This is a genomic window from Kangiella sediminilitoris (genome assembly GCF_001708405.1).
Classification (GTDB): Bacteria; Pseudomonadota; Gammaproteobacteria; order Enterobacterales; family Kangiellaceae; genus Kangiella; species Kangiella sediminilitoris.
The window spans coordinates 715,906-733,921 of the sequence record NZ_CP012418.1; the positions used below are offsets into that span (position 1 = coordinate 715,906).

12 protein-coding genes and 1 pseudogene are annotated in these 18,016 nt (G+C 43.3%); 11 read left to right on the plus strand and 2 right to left on the minus strand.

What is annotated here, in order from left to right; translation table 11 throughout:
- Nucleotides 1-63 precede the first annotated feature (63 nt).
- Both KS2013_RS03365 and KS2013_RS03370 read left to right on the plus strand, forming a co-directional pair.
- Nucleotides 64-1,272, plus strand: a complete 1,209-nt coding sequence (locus tag KS2013_RS03365) for an aspartate aminotransferase family protein (protein ID WP_068989755.1) — start codon at nt 64-66, stop codon at nt 1,270-1,272.
- 184 nt (nt 1,273-1,456) lie between these two features.
- A complete protein-coding gene (locus KS2013_RS03370) occupies nt 1,457-2,122 on the plus strand; it encodes an OmpW/AlkL family protein (protein ID WP_228703720.1) in 666 nt (221 codons plus the stop codon).
- A 66-nt stretch (nt 2,123-2,188) separates the two neighbouring features.
- Here KS2013_RS03370 and KS2013_RS03375 read toward each other — a convergent pair whose 3' ends face one another.
- Nucleotides 2,189-2,827 carry an arylesterase gene (locus KS2013_RS03375; RefSeq protein WP_068994364.1) on the minus strand — a complete coding sequence of 213 codons (639 nt, stop codon included), beginning with the start codon at nt 2,825-2,827 and terminating at the stop codon, nt 2,189-2,191.
- Between the two features lie 53 nt (nt 2,828-2,880).
- Here KS2013_RS03375 and KS2013_RS03380 point away from each other — a divergent pair, with 53 nt between their 5' ends.
- From KS2013_RS03380 to rlmKL, 5 genes are all read left to right on the plus strand, one after another.
- A complete protein-coding gene (locus tag KS2013_RS03380; RefSeq protein ID WP_068989762.1) occupies nt 2,881-3,591 on the plus strand; it encodes an ABC transporter ATP-binding protein in 711 nt (236 codons plus the stop codon).
- Nucleotides 3,591-6,080, plus strand: a complete 2,490-nt coding sequence (locus tag KS2013_RS03385) for an ABC transporter permease (RefSeq protein ID WP_068989765.1) — start codon at nt 3,591-3,593, stop codon at nt 6,078-6,080. Before KS2013_RS03380 ends, KS2013_RS03385 begins: the two co-directional genes overlap by 1 nt.
- A gap of 203 nt (nt 6,081-6,283) precedes the next feature.
- Complete coding sequence (gene topA, locus KS2013_RS03390) at nt 6,284-8,914, plus strand: type I DNA topoisomerase (RefSeq protein ID WP_068989770.1); 2,631 nt, start codon at nt 6,284-6,286, stop codon at nt 8,912-8,914.
- Between the two features lie 96 nt (nt 8,915-9,010).
- Entirely contained in the window at nt 9,011-10,039 is a 1,029-nt protein-coding gene (locus KS2013_RS03395) for a quinone-dependent dihydroorotate dehydrogenase (RefSeq protein ID WP_068989774.1), read from the plus strand.
- An 11-nt stretch (nt 10,040-10,050) separates the two neighbouring features.
- On the plus strand, nt 10,051-12,207 hold the full coding sequence (gene rlmKL, locus KS2013_RS03400) for a bifunctional 23S rRNA (guanine(2069)-N(7))-methyltransferase RlmK/23S rRNA (guanine(2445)-N(2))-methyltransferase RlmL (protein WP_068989777.1): 2,157 nt from the start codon (nt 10,051-10,053) through the stop codon (nt 12,205-12,207).
- Between the two features lie 57 nt (nt 12,208-12,264).
- Here rlmKL and KS2013_RS03405 read toward each other — a convergent pair whose 3' ends face one another.
- The gene (locus KS2013_RS03405) at nt 12,265-12,972 is read right to left on the minus strand and encodes a hypothetical protein (protein WP_068989779.1); all 708 of its coding nucleotides are present in this window, start codon (nt 12,970-12,972) and stop codon (nt 12,265-12,267) included.
- A 138-nt stretch (nt 12,973-13,110) separates the two neighbouring features.
- On the opposite strand from KS2013_RS03405, the gene KS2013_RS03410 reads away from it, so the two are divergent.
- From KS2013_RS03410 to KS2013_RS03425, 4 genes and pseudogenes are all read left to right on the plus strand, one after another.
- Nucleotides 13,111-13,368 carry a glutaredoxin family protein gene (locus tag KS2013_RS03410; RefSeq protein WP_068989781.1) on the plus strand — a complete coding sequence of 86 codons (258 nt, stop codon included), beginning with the start codon at nt 13,111-13,113 and terminating at the stop codon, nt 13,366-13,368.
- Nucleotides 13,369-13,558: 190 nt separating this feature from the next.
- Nucleotides 13,559-14,188, plus strand: coding sequence for a TetR/AcrR family transcriptional regulator (locus tag KS2013_RS03415; RefSeq protein WP_068994365.1), 630 nt, complete (start codon nt 13,559-13,561; stop codon nt 14,186-14,188).
- Between the two features lie 31 nt (nt 14,189-14,219).
- Complete coding sequence (locus KS2013_RS03420; protein ID WP_068989784.1) at nt 14,220-16,667, plus strand: acyl-CoA dehydrogenase; 2,448 nt, start codon at nt 14,220-14,222, stop codon at nt 16,665-16,667.
- 200 nt (nt 16,668-16,867) lie between these two features.
- Nucleotides 16,868-18,013: pseudogene (locus KS2013_RS03425) on the plus strand (2-isopropylmalate synthase); the annotation flags it as partial.
- Between the last annotated feature and the right edge of the window lie 3 nt (nt 18,014-18,016).

Genomic DNA, 18,016 nt, shown 5'->3' on the forward strand with positions numbered 1-18,016 from the left:
CGGCTAATCATTGATGAATAGCAACGCTGAAATCGTCAGCTTAGACAAAAATAAGGTGTTTTTATGTCGAAAAGTTATACTAGAGCGACCTTTGATGAGGTCATGGTCCCCAACTATAATCCATCGGAAATCATTCCGGAACGCGGTGAAGGGTCGCGGGTATGGGATCAGAATGGAAACGAATATGTTGACTTTGCTGGTGGTATCGCGGTCAGTATTCTTGGCCATAAGCACCCTGGTATGGTAAAGGCGCTTAATGAGCAAGCCGATAAAATTTGGCACTTGAGTAATGTGTTTACCAATAAGCCTGCGCTGGAATTGGCAGATAAACTAACTGAGGCGACATTTGCTGATAAAGTATTTTTTGCTAACTCGGGTGGTGAAGCTAACGAAGCTGCTTTTAAACTGGCACGTCGTTATGCACATGATAATTTTGGTCCTGAGAAGAGTGAAATTCTTTCATTCTCTAAATCTTTTCACGGTCGTACTCTATTTACAGTATGTGTTGGTGGCCAGCCTAAATATACCGAAGGTTTTGAGCCATTGCCGGGTGGTATTCTACACACAGAATACAACAACATAGAAGCTTTCAAAGAACTAATTTCTGATAAGACATGCGCAGTTGTTATGGAGCCAATCCAAGGTGAAGGCGGAATCATTCCTGCTGATCCTGCGTTTGTAAAACAGGTACGTGAACTGTGTGACAAGCACAATGCCCTATTAGTTTTTGATGAAGTTCAGACAGGCTTCGGCCGTACTGGTGACCTATACGCCTACATGGGCCTGGGTGTCACTCCTGATATCCTTACAACAGCGAAATCGATGGGTGGTGGTTTCCCAATCGGCGCCATGATTACTACATCGAAAATTGCGGAAAGCCTTGTTCCTGGCACGCACGGTAGTACTTATGGTGGTAACCCATTGGGTTGTGCAGTATCCCTTGCTGTTTTGGAAGCAGTTAATACTCCAGAGATGATGGCGACAGTTAAAGAGCAAAGTGCAAAAATCGTCAAAGGCTTAGAGGCTATAGGCGAAAAATACGGCGTATTCTCAGAAGTACGTGGTAAAGGCCTGTTGCTTGGTGCTGTATTGTCTGACGAATGGAAAGGTAAGGCTCGTAAGTTCCTCGAAGCCGGTTGGGCAAATGGTGTGATGTGCCTTGTTGCTGGCGCAGACGTTGTTCGTTTTGCTCCTGCGGCGACTATTACGGATGCAGACATTGAAGATGGTTTAGCGCGCCTAGACAAGGCTGTAGCTTCTTTAGTGGCTTAATCCTTAAGTCATAAATGCAAAAAAGGCTCCAGAAATGGAGCCTTTTTTGATCTAAAACAAGGAAATCCAATGCACATTTGCAGGTGGGTTTAAATTCTTGATCTACATCAACTTTTTTAATTGAAAAGGGCCTTACTGTAGTCACGTTTATTTAGAAATAATAAGGACAGTGACAATGGTAAATATGAAAAAAAGCCTAACGGCATTGGTTGTTGGTGTTGCTTTAGCAGCAGGCTCTATTCAGGCGTTAGCACATAAAGAAGGTGACTTTATTCTTCGAGTTGGTGCGGCGCATGTAAACCCTAATGATGAAAGTTCAAATGTGCTTGGTACTGATGACGGTGTGACAGTGGACTCGGCCACGGGGCTGGGTTTCAGCGGAACCTGGATGCTGACGGATAACTGGGGCTTTGAAGTTCTTGCCGCTCTACCTTTCGAACACGATATTGATGGCAATGGCAGTCTGTCAGGTCTACCGATAGGTTCAACTAAACACCTGCCTCCAACGGCTTCCTTCCAGTATTACCCTGATGTTGGTGGTGATTCTTTCCATCCTTACTTTGGTCTTGGCGTTAACTACACTTACTTTTTTGATGAAGAAGTATCGCCTGAACTGAAAGCAGCGTTAGGAACTAATGATGTTGAGTTATCGCTTGATAGCTCTATCGGTATTGCAGGGCAGATTGGTGCCGACTGGAAGATAGGTGATAACTGGTTCATTAACACAGGCGTATGGTACGTAGATATTAATACTGATGCTGATGTTATTGTTAATGGTGCTACGGCAACGACAGTTGATGTTGACATCGACCCATGGGTGGCGATGGTTGGTTTTGCCTGGAGATTCTGAGCTTAAGTTCGAAACGTTCAGGTTATTCGCTAGAGAAGAAAAAGGCACTCATCGGAGTGCCTTTTTTTATTTTTGTAGCATGGGTGATAGTTGTTGCCAGACATTATCCAATAATATCGGCTGAGCCTTGGCGTTTGGGTGAATACCATCTTTTTGCATCAGTTCTTCATTCCCACCAACTCCATCGAGAAAGAATGGGACAAGTTTCGTCTCGCTATTAGAGGCTATTTCTTTGTAATTTTCAAAAAATGCCTGAGCGTACTTTTCTCCATAATTTGGGGGTATCTGGATACCCAGTAAAAGCACTTCCGCACCAGCTTTTTGGGATTTTGATACTAGTGTTTTCAAATTAGATTTTATTACGTTAGGAGGAAATCCACGTAAACCATCGTTGCCGCCGAGTTCAATAATTACTAACTCAGGCTTATAAACTTCTAACAGTTTTGGCAGTCGCTTCAGTCCCTGAGTCGTCGTATCGCCACTGATACTGCTATTAACAACATCATAATTGATGTTTTCTTCACCCAGCCTCTGTTCTAATAATGCGACCCATGTTTGATCAGGGCTAAAGTTATAGCCAGAGCTTAAACTGTCACCCAATACCAGAATGGTTCCTTTTTCCTGTGACTGAGCAACAGGCGAAAGGGTGAGAGTCAATACTGTAACAACTGGAAACAAAATCCAGTTCAAAAACTGTTTAAACATGGTAAGTTTGTTACTAATTTGTTCAATCATAATGTGCTGAGAAACTTTAATTTATGTTACGTACTAAAGAATTAACCAAAACAGTTAACTCACAAGGTCAAGATTTGACCATTCTATCTGACGTTAGTTTAACCGTAAATGAACGAGATACGGTAGCAATTGTTGGTGTTTCTGGCTCCGGTAAGTCAACTTTACTGTCTTTGCTGGCGGGGCTGGATGTGCCATCCAAAGGTGAAGTCTTTTTGGCAGAGCAGCCGCTACACCAATTGGATGAAGATGAGCGTGCTGCTGTACGTGCACAGAATGTTGGCTTTGTTTTCCAGTCTTTTCATCTACTTCCCGGACTCAGTGCTTTGGAAAACGTTATGTTGCCGATTGAGCTAAAAGAGCAGGGTGAGGCCAAAAAGCGTGCCACTGAGCTGCTGGAAAAGGTCGGCCTAAAAGAACGCTTGCATCACTATCCAAATCAGCTGTCAGGTGGTGAGCAGCAGCGGGTTGCAATTGCACGAGCATTTGCCAGTGAGCCGAAAATACTTTTTGCTGATGAGCCGACGGGTAACCTCGATACTCAAAACGGTGACAAGGTAAGCGACTTACTGTTTGAGCTGAACCAACAGTTGGGAACAACGCTGGTGTTAGTGACACACGATGATCGTCTGGCTGAGCGCTGCCAACGAGTAATTCGATTGGAAGGTGGTCAAGTTGTTGAAGATGGTAACTCAGCTAGCACTCAGTCAAATTCAGCAGCGGTAGGACAGAAATAATGTTGAGAATGGCGATGCGTACTTTCCGCCGCGATTGGAAGGCGGGAGAGGTCAAAGTACTATTGTTTGCATTGATGATAGCGGTGATGGCTATGGTAGCCATAGGCTCAATAACAGATCGAGTTCATCGCGCAATGGGCGAGCAGAGTAGTGAGTTTCTTGGAGCAGACTATACTTTTGAATCCCCAAGACCAGTAGAGCAAACCTGGATTGAACGTGGGTTAGAGAACGGCTTGGAGATTACCCGATCTCAGTCCTTCGCCACGGTGCTATCAAAAGGGGATAACTTTCAGCTTGTCAGCGTCAGGGCACTGGCTGGTAAATATCCATTAAAAGGTACAATTGAAATCGCGGATAAGCCATTCAGTCAAGGCGTTGTTCAACAATCTCAGCCAGAAAAGGGCACTATCTGGGTCGAGCCTCGAATCCTAGGCGTTCTGGGGATTGAGGTTGGTGATACCATTGACTTTGGTGCTATCCAGCTGACAGTTGATGGTGTTATTGTCGCAGCACCGGGGCAGGCCAGTGAGGTATTTAACGTTGCCCCCAAAGTTTTAATCAATGAGTCTGATGTGGCTCCGGCGAATATTGTTCAGGCCGGTAGCCGAATAGAACATATGTTATTTATTGCGGGTCAGCCTGAGCAGCGTGAACCTTATATACAGTGGCTCAAAGAACAAAAAAATCCTAGTCAGGAAATTACTGGTGGTAAAGAAGGAACCCCGGCTTTAAAGGCTGCCATCGAGCGTGCCGAAATATTCCTACGTCTTGCTAGTCTTATTTCGGTCGTATTGGCCGGTGTTGCTATAGCTGTCGGTGCGAGTCGATACAGCCATAGACATTTTGATTACTCAGCAATTTATCGTTGCCTGGGAATGCAAATCCGTCAGGTTCACAAACTCTATCTGTGGCAGCTCTTAATGATTGGACTTATTGGCTCAGTGGCGGGACTGCTGCTGGGACTCGGCTTACAGGCTGTAGTCATCAATCAATTTGCCGATTACCTGCCAAAGCCGATGGTTGGCCTAAGTCTAGCTCCAGTAATCACTGGCGCGCTCAGTGGTCTGGTTGTGCTATTGGGTTTTGCTTTGCCTGCCTTCCTGCAGATTGCAAAAGTGCCGCCGTTGAGAGTACTGCGAAAAGAGCTTTTACCCCGTGCCATGTCAAGTTGGGTAATTTATCTGCTTTCCATCGGAGTGATGGCAATTTTAATGTGGTGGCAAAGCCATTCTTTACAGTTAGTGGGTATATTGTTGGTGGTGGCTGTAATTACCTATCTGCTGATACGTCTGATAGCATGGTTCATCTTTAGAATAGGTATATGGCTGGGTAAAAGAGGTTCTGCTCCAGTGCGTTTTGGTGTGGGACAGTTAAAGCAATATCCTGCTTTTACTATCAGTCAAATAAGCGCTTTTGGTCTGGCTTTTATAATCATGTTATCGACAGTACTGATTCGTAGCGAACTACTCAGCGAGTGGCAGAGCCAGCTACCAGAGGGAGCGCCTAACCACTTCCTAATCAATGTCCAGGAAGACGAAGTCGAACCCTTAGAGAATCTTTTATCTCAAAATAATGTTCAGACAGAGGGCATTTATCCGATGGTGCGTGGACGAGTCGTTGGACTCAATGATATGACCCTCGAAGAAGCATTAAATGAAGAGCAGCAGCGTACCGGTGCGCTTCGACGAGAGTTAAATCTAACGTGGATGGCTGATGTACCAAGTGCCAATAAAGTGACTAAGGGCGAGTGGTGGTCGCAACAGGATGTTCAGGATGACATCGCAGAAATTTCTATGGGTGAAGAGTTGGCGAATCGCCTTTCGCTGGAGTTAGGTGATGTTATTCAGTTTTCTATTGGCGGCCTAGAGCTGGAAGGAAAGATTACCAATTTCCGCTCGATTCAATGGGACTCTTTTCAGCCTAATTTTTTCATAATTTTTGAGCCTGGAGCGCTGGATGACTTTCCAGCCAGCTACATAACCAGTTTCCATCTTCCTCTGGAAGATAAAAATGTTCTGAATCAAATATTGAAACAGATGCCAACTGTCACCATTATTGAGCTCGATGCTATTATGGAGCAAGTCCAGTCAATCTTGGATCAGGTTACTTTGGCCGTTGAGTTCATTATGCTGTTTGTGTTGTTGGCCGGTGTGGCTGTATTGTACGCTGTTCTTCAGGTCAGCCGTGAAGAAAGAGTCCTGTCCGCAACCTTGCTAAAGGCACTTGGAGCAAGAAAGCGCTTTATCCGCTCCAGTATACTGGCTGAGCTGGTACTTCTAGGATTGTTTTCCGGGATACTCGGTGTTATTGGTGGTGAAATACTGGTGAGTATTCTATATTGGAGAGCTCTGGACATAGACATTGTGCTGCACCCCTGGTTCTGGTTGTGGGTTCCAATGGTCAGCGTGTTATTTATCGGAGTTACTGGCTGGTTAGGATTGAGGCATTTACTGAACCAGCCAGCGCATCAGGTACTGAGAGAGTATTAATCCTTAGAGGAGTCAGTCAAGATTGTGGCCTGTTCTTTAATTAGAGCAGGCCAACCAAAGTTAACGATTAATGAAAATAAAGCTAGACACCGACTGGCTTTGGTTGTTATTAATAAAAAAGGATAAACAGGTATCGCACCAGTGATCGCCTGTTTTTTGTTTATATAGAACTAATAAAGTACTGAAATTTAAGATAATTTTTTATGGGTAAATCCTTAGTGATAGTGGAGTCGCCAGCCAAGGCGAAAACCATTAATAAATATTTAGGCAGTGACTACATCGTTAAATCGAGTGTCGGTCACATCCGTGACTTGCCAACGGGATCAGGGAAAAAGAAGCCTGTAGATGCGAAAGAGCGGGCTCGAAAGGCCGCTGAGACTCGTAAGCTATCACCCGAGGAGAAGGTTAAGCATAAAGCTCGGAAAGAGAAGAAAGCTCTATTCGAGCGTATGGGGATTAATCCTGAAAAAGGATGGGATGCTCACTATGAAACACTACCCGGGAAAGAAAAAGTACTGAGTGAATTAAAAAAGCTGGCGAAAAACGCTGATCAAATCTATCTGGCAACGGATTTGGATAGAGAAGGAGAAGCTATCGCATGGCACTTGCGTGAGTCTTTAGGTGGCGATGATAGCCGTTACAAGCGCGTTATCTTTAATGAGATTACGAAAAAAGCCATTCAGGAGGCTTTTAAACACCCGGGTGAGCTGGACATGAATTATGTTCATGCGCAGCAGGCACGTCGTTTTCTGGATCGCGTTGTCGGATTTATGGTTTCTCCGCTGTTGTGGCGAAAGATTTCACGGGGTTTGTCGGCAGGACGTGTGCAATCGGTTGCAGTTCGTTTGCTGGTTGAGCGTGAGCGCGAAATCCGAGCATTCATTCCAGAAGAGTACTGGGATGTTCATGCTGATACCCTGACTCAGGGCAATGAAGATTTACGCCTGATGGTGAATAAACATCATGGCAAAAGTTTTAAACCAACTAACGAAGCGGATACCAATAAAGCACTGGAGGAATTGAAGCAGCAGACTTACAGTGTTTATTCGCGCGAAGACAAACCTCAAAAAAGCAAAGCTCCTAAGCCATTCATTACCTCAACTCTGCAACAGGCTGCAAGTACACGTCTTGGGTTTGGTGTAAAGAAAACAATGATGATGGCTCAGCGCCTTTATGAAGCAGGTTATATTACCTATATGCGTACTGACTCGACCAATTTGAGTCAGGATGCCGTCGCTGCATGTCGAGATTATATTGACGACAAATTTGGTGGGAAGTATTTGCCAAAGGAGCCGAATACTTACTCGAGTAAAGAGGGGGCTCAGGAAGCACACGAAGCGATTCGTCCCTCCAGTGTTACTGTTCGAGTATCACAGCTGAGTAACATGGAGAAAGATGCTGAGCGTTTGTATGAGCTGATTTGGCGTCAATTTGTTGCCTGTCAGATGGTTCCTGCAGAATTCGACGTTACCAGTCTAAAAATCAAAGCCGGTGATTACGAACTAAAAGCACGTGGTCGTGTTATGAGCTTTGATGGCTGGACCAAGGTACAGCCGATGCAAAGCCGTAGCAAAGAAGATCAGGAGCTTCCGGATGTGAAGGAAGGCGAGGAACTGAAACTGCAAAAGCTTGATCCTAAGCAGCATTTCACTAAGCCACCCGCGCGTTACTCTGAGGCGGCATTGGTTAAAGAGCTGGAAAAACGGGGAATTGGCCGTCCATCAACTTATGCTTCAATCATTTCCACTATTCAGGATCGCGGCTATGTTCGGTTGGATAACAAAAGATTCTATGCCCAGAAAATGGGTGAAATCGTTACCGATCGTCTGGTCGAAAGTTTTGATGACCTGCTGGATTATTCGTTCACCGCCACCATGGAAAAACACTTGGATGACATTGCCAAAGGTCGTTCAGACTGGCGAATTACACTGGATGAGTTTTATGATGAATTCTCCAAGCAGTTAGCCAAAGCAGATAAGGCGCAGGATGAAGGTGGCATGCGTCGTAATGAAGCTGTTGAAACTGAGTTGATGTGTGGCAAATGTAATGAGCATCATCTGGCTATTCGAAATGCCAGTACTGGTGTTTTCCTGGGCTGTATGGGCTATTCCTTACCGCCCAAGGAGCGATGTAAAAATACCGTTAACCTGATTCCTGGCGAAGAGTTTGTCGCTGCGGACGAGGATGAGGAAGCGCGCTTTTTACATACGCGAAAGCGTTGCCCGAAATGTAATTCAACCATGGATGATTATCTGGTTGATGAAAACACCAAGTTATTTATCTGTGGTAATAACCCGGATTGCGATGGTTACGAAGTCGAAAAGGGTGAATATAAAATTAAGGGTTATGATGGACCTGTTCTAGAGTGTGATAAATGTGGAAGTGAAATGCAGTTAAAAACTGGCCGTTTCGGAAAGTATTTTGACTGTACCAACGATGACTGTAAAAACACTCGGAAATTGCTAAAGAATGGTGAGCCTGCGCCACCGAAGGCAGATCCGATTCCTATGCCTGAGTTACAGTGTGAGAAAGTTGATGACCATTATGTTTTACGTGATGGTGCTGCGGGTATTTTCCTGGCGGCAAGCAAATTCCCACGTAATCGTGAAACTCGTGCTCCGGCGGTTGATGAGATCTTAATGGTGAAAGACCAGTTAGATCCAAAGTATAAATTTCTTGCTGAGGCTCCGACCAAAGATCCTGACGGTAACCGTACCTTTGTGAAGTTCAGCCGAAAAACCAAGCAGCAGTATGTCGCCGGGGTTAAAGATGACGGTAAAGCCAGTGGCTGGTCCGCATTTTACGTAAATGGCAAATGGCAGGAAAAAGAATAAACTGCCAATCATATTGAAATCACGTTAAAATAGGCCAGCTTTCGATGCTGGCCTTGTTATTTCTGGCCAGGAAGATATTTATAAACTGGACTATTTATGTACTCGTTACTTCGCTCTATTCTGTTTCAGCTTGATGCTGAGCGCTCTCATCATATATCTCTAAACTCGTTAAAGTTAGCTGAAAAACTCAAGTTAACAGGTATGCTAGCAAAGCCAGCAGTAGATGATCCCGTTGAGGTCATGGGGATTAAGTTTCCAAACCGTGTAGGTTTAGCGGCTGGTTTAGATAAAAACGGTGAGTATGTTGATGCTTTGTCCAGGATGGGGTTTGGCTTCGTCGAAGTTGGTACTGTAACGCCGCGCCCACAGCCCGGTAATCCAAAGCCGCGGTTATTTAGAATTAAACAGGCAGAAGCCATTGTTAACCGTATGGGATTCAATAATGATGGTGTAGAGCAGCTTTTGCAGAATGTGGCTAAAGCGAGGTTTGATGGTGTGCTTGGCATTAATATCGGTAAGAACTTCGATACGCCAGTAGAGAAAGCCGTCGATGATTACCTGATTGGCATGGAAAAAATTTATACCAGGGCGGACTATATGGTGGTGAATATATCATCGCCTAATACACCTGGGTTACGCGATCTGCAGTTTGGAGATACTTTGAAGGATCTGTTGGATAACCTTAAAAAGAAACAACAGCAGTTGCATCAAGAGCATAAGGTATATAAGCCTCTGGCCATTAAGATTGCTCCCGACCTTTCAAACGATAATATTCAAGAGTTGGCCGATACCTTTAACCAGTATGAGCTGGATGGCGTCATTGCCACTAATACGACTTTCGACCGTAGTCAGGTTCAAGGTATGAAAAACGCAGATGAACAGGGTGGTTTAAGTGGTAAGCCCCTGTCTAATCAATCGACCAAAGTTATCAAACGTCTGGTTAATGTTATGGGCGATAAGATACCTGTTATAGGTGTTGGAGGTATTACTGATCCTGAGTCAGCGATAGAAAAACTAGAAGCCGGGGCACGTTTAGTACAAATTTACTCAGGTTTTATATACCACGGACCACAGCTTGTTCATGATGTTGCACGAGCTATTAAAGAACACTACGCAGTCAAGTAACCGAGATTATTATGCAGTTTTATGCCATTTGCCCAAAGGGTGTCGAGTCACTATTAGCTGATGAGTTAACCTCATACGGTGCCAAAGAAATTAAAGAACACCCAACTCATGTTACTTTTGAAGGGGAGCTGGCGGTTGCTTATCGGGCCTGTTTACATTCCCGTTTAGCCAATCGGATCTATCTATGCCTGCTGGACGAGCAATTCGATTCGGTTGAAGAGCTGTACAAGAAAGTGAACCGCATCGAGTGGAGCTGGCATTTTGATATTAATCAAACGTTTGCTGTTACTTGTGTTGCCCGCAAAAATAAACATATTCGTCATTCAGGCTTTGGTGGGCAAAAAGTAAAAGACGCTATTGTAGATTATTACCAGGAGCGTTATGAGCAGCGACCATCAGTCGATAAAGAATCTCCTGATTACAGAGTACATGCATTAATTAATGGTACTCAATTAAAAATTGGGATTGACCTGTGCGGTCATGGTTTAAATCAACGAGGCTATCGTGCAGACGGGGGGCGTGCTCCGATTAAAGAAAACCTTGCTGCTGCGCTGTTGCTTAGAGCAGGATGGCCAGAATTAGCAAGGGAAGGCTATGACTTCCATGATCCAATGTGTGGTAGTGGGACTCTGCTTATAGAGGCAGCCATGATGGCGTCCGATATGGCCCCTGGTTTATTGAATCACCAGTTTGACTTTCAGCATTGGAAGCAGCACGATGACGAAGTGTGGCGAGAAATTTTAGCCCGTGCAAAAGTACAGGCCGAAAAAGGCCGACAAAATCTATCAAATCACTTTTACGGCAGTGACAGCTTTCGTAAAAGCTTACCTGTAGCCAAGGAAAATTGTGAGGCCAGCGGGCTCGCAGAGTTCATATCTATTGAAGAGCAAGATATTCGAAACCCAAGCCAAAAATTGATTAGTGAAAAAGGTTTATTACTGTCTAATCCTCCCTATGCTGAGCGTTTAGGTGAAGAGGATGAAGTAACAGAGTTATATCGTGATTTTGGAGATTATATAAAAGCGCGCTGTATGGGGTGGAAAGTCGCTTTTATTACTACGGATGATCGATTTGCCAAAGCTGTGGGAATTCGCTCACATAAGCAGTATAAATTTAAAAATGGTGCGTTAGACTGTAAGTTGTATTTGTTTGATGTAAACAAAGATAATTACTACACGCCTTTTGATCCCACAACTTTCAATCCTAACTGGGAAAACAATCTTTCGGATGGTGCGAACATGCTCAAAAATCGCATCAGGAAGAATATGCAACGTCTTAAGTCCTATCTGAAGCAAAACAACGTACACTGTTATCGTTTATATGATGCTGACTTGCCTGAATATTCAGCCGCAATAGATGTATATGAGGATGAAGCTCATATCCAGGAATATATGCCGCCTAAAGAAGTGCCAGAGAAGGTTAGTAATAAAAGATTAAACGAAATTGTGAGGGTCACTGCTGGGATATTAGAGTTGCCTGAGGCTGAGGTTCACTTAAAGCAACGAAAACGCCAGAAGGGTAAGCAACAATACACTAAACAGTCCCAAGAAGATGATTTTAAAATAGTTGAGGAAAATGGATTTAAGTTTCAGGTCAACCTGAAACAGTATCTCGATACTGGTTTGTTTTTGGATCATCGCAAAACCAGGAAAATGATTTATCAGGAAGCCGACGGTAAGAAGTTTCTTAATTTATTTGCCTATACGGGCTCTGTTAGTGTGTATGCTGCTTTAGGAGGCGCTAAAACTACAACGGTAGATATGTCCAACACTTATCTTAACTGGGCTAAAAAGAATTTCAGTTTAAATAGCATTGCTCCCTATGGACATAACTTTATACAAGCTGATTGTGTGCAGTGGTTAGAGGAGCAGGAAGCAAAACCGAATTATGACTTAATCTTTCTCGACCCACCAACGTTTTCCAACTCAAAGCGTATGGAACAAACCTTTGATGTTCAGCGTGATCAGGAGTCATTGATTGATTTGACTATGGGTCTGTTAAAACCAGAGGGTAAGTTGTATTTTTCGAATAACTTCAAGAAGTTTAGTTTAGAGCCGAAACTAAAAGAACGATATATCATCCATGAAATCACCGGGAAAACTTTGCCTCCGGACTTTAAAAATAGCCGAAACCATCACAGGTGCTGGTTAGTGCAGCATAAAATATAAGACCATTAAAAAAGCCCAGTGAAGACTGGGCTTTTTTTAAGGCTTGAAAACTCAGTATTACTTTTTCTTACGAGTAACACGTTTTTTAGCAGGAGTTTTCTTTTTGGCAGGAGCTTTTTTCTTAGCCGGTGCCTTTTTCTTGGCAGGAGCTTTTTTCTTAGCTGGTGCCTTTTTCTTGCTAGCAGCTTTTTTCTTAGCTGGTGCCTTTTTCTTGGCAGGAGCTTTTTTCTTAGCCGGTGCCTTTTTCTTACTGGCAGCTTTCTTCTTTGCCGCTGAAGCTTTGGCTTTTGCCTTAGCTGCTTTTTTCTTTTCAGCCGCTTTCTTTTTAGCGGCTGCTTTTTTAGCAGCTGCTTTTTCGCGTGCTATACGTTTTTTCTCTGCAGCTTTAGCCTTTTTGGCTTCTTTAGCTGCCCACTCTTTTTCAAACTTGGCGATAGCTTTATCCAGTGCTGCTTGTTTCCTTGCTGCAGTGCGACCATCAGCAAGAGCTTGTTTAGCTTTGTCTTGCTCTTTAACAGCTTTATTTACAGCTGTTTTAGCTTTGCGAACGGCATCTTTCGCTTTTTTAGCGGCAGCCTTACTCGCTTTGGTTGGTTTGTCCTTCGCTTTTTTCGTAGCGACTTTAGCTTTTTCGTTAGCTTTCTGTGCAGCTTCTCGAGCTTTTTTTGCTGCGCTCGCTGCCTTTTTCGCTGCTGCTTCAAGCTGCTTCAAAGTTGGAGACTTTGATGAAGCTTTTGCAGTTGTCTTCACTGGTTTTCTAGCCATGATGTTTCCCCTATTTGTCGCGTGATGTTTTTGGTTAAATTTCAATCAAATTATACGGAAAGAATTTTGTAATGTTAAATGTTAATTATGATAAAGTAGGCTTATTAAAGAGTTTTTTCATATTTTTTATTAAAAAGCATGCAAAAAAAGCAAGAAATAATTTTATATACCACTTTTGGTTGTCATTTGTGCGAGCAAGTTGAAGCTATGATTTTTACTCTAAATCAGCAAAAAAATTTAACACAAAAATATAATATTATTGCGTTTGATATTATCGATGATGAAAAAATTTTAGAGGAATATCGCACAACAATTCCTGTTCTAAAAAATCAAGCAACCAATGAACAGTTATTTTGGCCATTCACTTTTGAACAACTGAACGATTGGTTAACTTAATTCTAAACTAAAACCCATTCTTAAATTTCTGATTGTCACCTTTTTCCAACTTCGCATGGTTGAACTTTTTATTCATCCTTTATTATCGTGTTTAGCCAATAACAGACTTGCCAAATCTATGAACTTGACAAAGTAGCGTTTTGAACGTATGTTTCAAACAACTGTTTTAGTTTGTTTTGACCCTACTATCATGAGCATAAACGATTCTACCCAGACCAAAATACTTGATGCAGCGGAGTTTTTATTTGCTGAGCGTGGTTTTGCTGAGACCAGCCTGAGGACGATTACCAGTCGTGCCAAGGTCAATTTAGCCAGCGTGAACTATCACTTTGGCTCTAAAAAATCTTTAATCCAGGCCGTTTTTGATAGGTTTCTACAAGACTTCACCACAAACCTGAGTACCCGTTTAACCGAGATGGAGAGACAGCCTGCCAGTGACCTTGATGCAGAAGGGTTACTTGGAGCATTAATTGATCCCTTGTTGGCTTTGAATCGCTCACGAAAAAACGCAGTTTCAATTTTCATGAGGTTGTTAGGTCGAGCTTACGCTGAAACACAAGGACATCTTCGTCGCTATGTTACTGAGCGTTATGGGCATGTTTTAGTTCGGTTCACGCACTTATTTCAAAAAGCTTATCCAAGTCTTAGTAATGACCAAATTTTTTGGCGGTTACATTACATGCTGGGAAGTTTAATCTTTACGTTAGCTGGAAGTGATGCATTAAGACAGATTTCTGAGGTAGATTTTAACCGTCGATTAGAGGTTAAAGATGTAATCGAAGAAATGGTGCCATTTTTAGCTGCTGGAATGAAAGCATAAAGTTTTTATAGTACAAATTTGAGGAAAAATAATGATCGGGTTAGTTGAGCTATTAATCATGCTGGCGGTGATGGCATTTTGTGCTTATCAGCGTATGGCAATGAAAAAGGCAATGGTCATAAACGGTGCTGCTCTAGCAGTATTGTTAGTTTTTGTGGATAACTCCTGGGGTTTCTTCCTGTCCCTGCTGGTTTATGCAGTAGTAGCACTTTTCTATTTATTGCCTGATCTTCGCATAGATTGGATTTCAAGAAAGCTTTATCGTTTTATGCAGCAGGTTCTGCCGCCAATGAACGAAACAGAGAAGACTGCATTAGAGGCCGGCGATGTTTGGTGGGAAGGCGAGTTGTTCAGGGGTAAACCTGACTGGAGAACATTGCTCGAGTATAAAAAGCCAACGCTGACCGAAGAAGAGCAGTCATTCGTAGACAATGAAACCGAAGAGCTCTGTGGAATGCTGGACGACTGGGAAGTTGTCCATAAACGTAAAGATTTACCTCCAGAGGTCTGGGATTTTATTAAAGAAAAAGGTTTTTTAGGAATGATTATTCCTAAGGAGTATGGCGGTAAGGGTTTTTCGGCTTTAGCTCATTCTACTGTTGTTACAAAGTTAGCGACCCGATGCCCAAGCGCGGCAGTCACGGTTATGGTCCCTAACTCATTAGGACCGGGTGAACTGCTTCTTCACTATGGTACACAAGAGCAAAAAGATCATTATTTACCAAGGCTAGCTGCCGGAAAGGAGATTCCCTGCTTTGCTTTGACTTCACCTGTTGCCGGATCAGATGCAGGAGCCATTCCAGATAAAGGTATTGTTTGTAAGGGTGAGTTTAATGGTGAAGAAACTCTGGGTATCAGAGTCACCTGGAACAAACGCTATATTACTTTGGCACCGGTCGCCACGATCGTGGGTTTAGCGTTTAAACTTTACGATCCTGAGGGTTTGCTGGGTAATGAAGATAAAGAAGATTATGGCATAACTTGTGCTCTTATCCCTTCTGATCATCCTGGGGTTGAAATCGGTCGTCGTCACTTACCGATGAACCAGGCATTTATGAATGGTACAACTCATGGTAAGGATGTATTTATCCCAATGAGTATGTTGATCGGTGGGAAGGATTACGCTGGTCAAGGCTGGCGCATGTTAATGGAGAGCCTGGCAGCAGGTCGCTCTATTTCTCTTCCAGCGATGGGTACAGCTGTAGCGCAGTTGTCTTACAGAATGACGGGTGCTTATGCTTTGGTACGTGAACAATTTAAGCTGCCAATTGGTCGATTTGAAGGCGTCGAAGAAGCGATGGCGCAAATTGCTGGTTTAACTTACCGAACTGAAGCGAGCCGGGTTATGACCGCGGGTGCTGTTGATATGGGGGTCAAGCCATCAGTGGTATCAGCTATCGCTAAATATCATATGACTGAAATGGGTCGTGAGATCATGAATCATGCGATGGATGTACATGCGGGCCGAGCCATTATCATGGGCGAGCGTAACTACCTTGCTAATGGCTATATGAATCAGCCAATCGGTATTACTGTAGAGGGTGCCAATATCCTTACTCGTAACCTGATGATATTCGGTCAGGGTGCTATTCGCTGTCATCCTTATGTATTACGGGAAATGCTGGCGGCTCAGCTGGACGATGAGGAAGAAGGCGTTAAGCGTTTTGATAGCCTGCTATTCCGTCATATTGGGTACGGTGTCAGTAATTTCTTCCGTACACTTGGGCTGGGTTTAACGGCTGCAAAAATTGCTGATAAACCAGTGGCAGGTGAAACAGGCAAATATTATCAGCAATTAACTCGAATGAGCTCAGTGCTGGCTTTAACCTCTGATGTTGCAATGGGTACTCTGGGTGGTGATTTAAAACGTAAGGAACGGTTATCAGCAAGGTTAGCTGATGTATTGAGTCACCTTTATCTGTGCTCAACGGTGTTGAAGTATTATGAAGATCAAGACCGTCCATTATCCGACTTGCCTTACGTAAAATGGAATATGGAGTACGGCCTATATAAGCTTCAAGAAGCGTTCTATGATTTTTATGACAACTTCCCAAATAAAGTTGTTGGTAAAGCTTTACGTCTGATCGCTTTTCCTTACGGTAAAAGTTACAGCAAGCCATCAGATCGTTTAGAGCGTGAGCTTGTTAAGCCTATGATGAAAGATTGTGACCTTCGTGATCGCATCACTCAGTTCGCCTACGTTGGTAAAACGGAAGATGATGTAACTGGGCGTGTTGAACTTGCCTTTAAAAAGGTCTTGGCAGCTGATGAAGTTCGTTACAAACTTCGTAAGGCAATGAAAGCCAAGGAATTGGACAAAAACCTAACTAATATGGAACGTATTGAGCAGGCTATTGAAAAAGGGATTATAAACGAGGAAGAAAAGCAGCTTCTTACGGATGCCGAAACGGCGCGTCTAGACGTTATTCAGGTTGATGATTATGCTCATGAACAAATATCAGGAGTTATTTCTGATTAATACTTGAACAAGTTTGTTCAGTTTAAGGCGCCTTTTGGCGCCTTTTTTATATAAATCAGTGAGATAGAAACTGATACAACCATCTCCGACTATATGTCTTAAAGCATCAATATTTGGTATTCTGAGGTATTGAGTTTATTATATGTGTATATCCCCCGTAGGTTATAAGACATACGACTAAATATTGAGAGACCAAATATATGTCAAAAGATAAATTAGTAATTTTTGATACGACTTTGCGTGATGGCGAGCAAAGTCCTGGCGCATCGATGGATAAAGAAGAAAAATTAGAAATTGCGCAACAGTTAGAGAAAATGCGAGTAGATGTTATCGAAGCTGGTTTCGCGGTAGCGAGCCCAGGTGACTTCGAAGCAGTGAAGTTAGTGGCCGATAACATTAAAGACAGTACGATTTGTTCACTATCACGTGCCGTTGCTAAGGATATTGAAGTAGCTGGCGATGCATTGAAAGGTGCAAATTCAGGCCGTATCCATACTTTTATTGCAACCTCGCCACTGCATATGAAATACAAATTACAGATGCAGCCAGACGAGGTCATTGAGCAGGCAGTTAAGTCAGTATCGTTAGCTCGTAGTCTTTGTGATGACGTTGAGTTCTCATGTGAAGATGCGGGACGTTCAGAACTTGATTTTATGTGTCGCATTATTGAGCAGGTTATTGATGCTGGTGCTCGCACCATTAATATTCCGGATACCGTTGGTTATAACTTGCCAGAGCAATACGCCAATACCATTCAGCAGTTGATTGAGCGTATCCCAAACTCTGATAAAGCCATTTTCTCAGTACACTGCCACAACGACTTAGGGTTGGCGGTAGCAAACTCTCTTGCAGCTGTGCAGAAAGGCGCTCGCCAGGTTGAGTGTACGATTAACGGCTTAGGGGAGCGAGCTGGTAACGCTTCGCTGGAAGAAGTTGTTATGGCAATTAAAACTCGCCCTGACTTTTTTGATGTTGAAGTGGATATTGATACGCGTCATATCGTTCCAACCTCACAGCTGGTGTCGAAGGTAACCGGCTTCCCGGTGCAACCTAATAAAGCGATCGTTGGTGATAACGCTTTCGCCCACGAATCAGGTATTCATCAGGATGGTGTTCTAAAACACCGTGAAACTTATGAAATCATGAAAGCTGAAGACGTCGGTTGGGCAAACAACCGTATGGTTCTGGGTAAACACTCAGGCCGAAATGCTTTCAAGAGTCATTTAGCTGAATTAGGTGTTCAGTTTGAGAATAATGAGGACTTGAAGGAAGCGTTTGTAGCTTTCAAAAAACTGGCTGATGAGAAGCATGATATTTTAGACGAAGATTTATTGAAAATCGTTAACCGC

Bases quoted from the DNA above. Each gene is read 5' to 3' on its own strand.
- KS2013_RS03365 (WP_068989755.1), top strand. From the start codon at position 64: ATGTCGAAAAGTTATACTAGAGCGACCTTTGATGAGGTCATGGTCCCC.
- KS2013_RS03370 (WP_228703720.1), top strand. From the start codon at position 1,457: ATGAAAAAAAGCCTAACGGCATTGGTTGTTGGTGTTGCTTTAGCAGCA.
- KS2013_RS03375 (WP_068994364.1), bottom strand. From the start codon at position 2,827: ATGTTTAAACAGTTTTTGAACTGGATTTTGTTTCCAGTTGTTACAGTA.
- KS2013_RS03380 (WP_068989762.1), top strand. From the start codon at position 2,881: ATGTTACGTACTAAAGAATTAACCAAAACAGTTAACTCACAAGGTCAA.
- KS2013_RS03385 (WP_068989765.1), top strand. From the start codon at position 3,591: ATGTTGAGAATGGCGATGCGTACTTTCCGCCGCGATTGGAAGGCGGGA.
- topA (WP_068989770.1), top strand. From the start codon at position 6,284: ATGGGTAAATCCTTAGTGATAGTGGAGTCGCCAGCCAAGGCGAAAACC.
- KS2013_RS03395 (WP_068989774.1), top strand. From the start codon at position 9,011: ATGTACTCGTTACTTCGCTCTATTCTGTTTCAGCTTGATGCTGAGCGC.
- rlmKL (WP_068989777.1), top strand. From the start codon at position 10,051: ATGCAGTTTTATGCCATTTGCCCAAAGGGTGTCGAGTCACTATTAGCT.
- KS2013_RS03405 (WP_068989779.1), bottom strand. From the start codon at position 12,972: ATGGCTAGAAAACCAGTGAAGACAACTGCAAAAGCTTCATCAAAGTCT.
- KS2013_RS03410 (WP_068989781.1), top strand. From the start codon at position 13,111: ATGCAAAAAAAGCAAGAAATAATTTTATATACCACTTTTGGTTGTCAT.
- KS2013_RS03415 (WP_068994365.1), top strand. From the start codon at position 13,559: ATGAGCATAAACGATTCTACCCAGACCAAAATACTTGATGCAGCGGAG.
- KS2013_RS03420 (WP_068989784.1), top strand. From the start codon at position 14,220: ATGATCGGGTTAGTTGAGCTATTAATCATGCTGGCGGTGATGGCATTT.